Source organism: Pseudomonas sp. TWI923, assembly GCF_039673365.1.
GTDB lineage: Bacteria > Pseudomonadota > Gammaproteobacteria > Pseudomonadales > Pseudomonadaceae > Aquipseudomonas > Aquipseudomonas sichuanensis.
On record NZ_JBDJLM010000161.1, the window covers coordinates 1 to 2,392 of the forward strand.

The window sequence follows — 2,392 nt, forward strand, 5'->3', positions numbered from 1 at the left end:
ACCATATAGATTGCTGGGGCCGCTGCGCGGCCCTTTCGCGGCACAAGGCCGCTCCAACAGCGGACGTGCAAGTCCATTGTGCGGGAGCAACTGCCTTGTATTGCCAGTACAGGTCACTCCGCAATCAGCCCGGCTCACCTTCCTTGATCAGGTGCCCTGCCAAGGTACGCAGCGGCCCCAGTTGACGGCAGATCAGCGCCAGTTGGGTCTGCACCAGGCGCTGGTGCTCGTCCAGATCCTCGGGCATCTGCTCCAGCGCATTGGCCAGGGCCTCTTCCGCGTCGCTGTGGATCGCCACCGGCAGGCGCGCGGCCAGGCCGTTGGCGATTTCGTCGAGGCTGGCGGCCAAGGTCTGGCCTGCACCCTCGATCAGCTGTTCATGGACCTCGGCCGGCAACGCCGTGTCGCGGTGTGCCCCAAGCCCTGAGAGATAACTGAGCAGGGTGTGCGACAGCACCAGGAAGCGGAAGCCGACATCCGCTTCCTTACGGAAATGCCCGGGCTCCATGAGCATGTTGGCCAGGGTGGTGGACAGCGCGGCGTCGGCGTTGTGCGCGTTGCGCCGGGCCAGGCGGTAGGCCAGGTCGTCGCGCTTGCCATGGGCGTACTGCTGCATGATCTGGCGCAGGTACTGGCTGGCGCAGGCCAGGGTATTGCCCAGCACCTTGTTCAGCCGGCGGCCCTGCCAGTCGGGCAGGAACAGGAACACCGCGAGGATGGCGATCAGGCTACCGACCAGGGTATCGAACAGGCGCGGCAGGAACAGCCCGTAGCCATCACCGGTCTGGTTGAAGCAGAACAGCACCATCAGGGTGATCGCCGCCGTGGCCAGGGTGTAGCGGGTGGTGCGGTTGACGAAGAACACCACCCCGGCGACCACGGCGAAGGCCGACTGCATCAACGGGTTGGGGAACAGGTCGAACAGCGCCCAGCCCACGGTCAGGCCGATGGCGGTGCCGAGCATCCGCTGGCCCAGCTTGCGCCGGGTCGCCCCGTAGTTGGGCTGACAGACGAACAGCGTGGTGAGGATGATCCAGTAGCCCTGGGTCGGGTGGATCAGGTGCACCATGCCGTAACCCACCGACAGTGCCAGCGACAGGCGCAGGGCGTGGCGGAACAGCAGCGAGGTGGGGGTCAACTGGGTGCGCAAGCGCTGCCACACATCCTTCAGGTTGCGCGGCGAGCGGTCGAGCAGGCTGCTGTCGCTGGCGTCTGCCAGGCTGTCCGGGTTGCTCGCGGCGCCCAGCAGGCGGTCCAGCGTGGCCAGGTTGGCGGCCAGGGCCCGCAGTGAGCGCAGCAGCCCGCGCCAGGCGGGGTTGTTCTGTTCGCGCAAGTGCTCCAGCGAAGCATTCAGGTCTTCCAGCGCTTCGGGGTAGCCGCTGGCGAGCACGAACGGCTGGCGCAGGCGGATCGAGCGCGCCAGCTCCTGGCAGGAGGCACCCTGTTTGCGCAGCAGGCGCTGGCAACGGAACATCACGTCGCTGTGGAAGAACGCCTCGTTGAGGGCGTTGTAGGGGTAGTGCGAGGCGCTGACCCGTTCGTGCAGGTCCTGGGCCAGGAAGTACAGCTTGAGGTAGCGGCTGACCTTGGAGTTGGGCTGACTATTGCCGACACGGTGCAGGATGATTTCCTTGGCGGCGTTGAGCGCGGCCACCACCTTGCCGTTCTGCTTGGCCAGTTCCAGGCGCGTGGCCTCGACGTCCAGGCCGCGGATCGGCTCGAACAGGCTGGCCTTGAGCTTGAGGTAGCTGCCCAGTTCATAGAACAGCTTGGCCAGGCTCTGTTGCACCGGCTGGTTGGAAAACAGCGCCTGCCACAGCACCGACAGCAGCCCGTACCAGGCGGCGCCGGTCACCAGCAGCAGCGGCTCGTGCCAGAAGTCATTGACCTCGCCGCCGCGCTGGTCCACGCCGATCATTGTATACACCGACAGGATCAAGGTCGCCGAGGCGATCGCCCCGTAGCGCTCGCCCAGTGCGCCGAGCATGGTCAGGCCGAAGGCGGCCAGGGCCAGGGCGATGGCGAAGATCCAGGGGTAGGGGAACAGCAGCTCCACCGACAGGGCGGCGATGGCAAAACAGCCGAGGGTGACCAGCAGGGCGCTGAGGCGGCCCTGCCAACCGTCATCGGTCTCGGCCAGCGCGCTGGCGATGATGCCGAGGAACAGCGGGATGAGCAGGCTCATCTCGTTCTGGTACCAGCACCAGGCCATGCTGCCGGTGAGGGCGATGGTCACACGAATGGCGTAGCTGAACTTGTCTTGGCCCCACAGGCGACGCAATGAATGGCGGAACGAGCTCGATGACATGATGGCCTGCTGGGCAGTTTGCGGACTAGAACCTTGGGGGCCCATCGCGGGGCAAGCCCGCTCCCACGAGACACAGGAGGCCTT

Annotated in this window: 1 protein-coding gene; it reads right to left on the reverse strand. The window is 66.2% G+C overall.

The annotated features are described in order from the left end of the window. Positions 1 to 124: 124 nt before the first annotated feature. Positions 125 to 2,308 carry a YccS family putative transporter gene (gene yccS / locus ABE459_RS25855; protein ID WP_323830456.1) on the reverse strand — a complete coding sequence of 728 codons (2,184 nt, stop codon included), beginning with the start codon at positions 2,306 to 2,308 and terminating at the stop codon, positions 125 to 127. Between the last annotated feature and the right edge of the window lie 84 nt (positions 2,309 to 2,392).

Coding starts and splice junctions, on each gene's coding strand:
- yccS (WP_323830456.1), bottom strand. CDS start 2,308: ATGTCATCGAGCTCGTTCCGCCATTCATTGCGTCGCCTGTGGGGCCAA.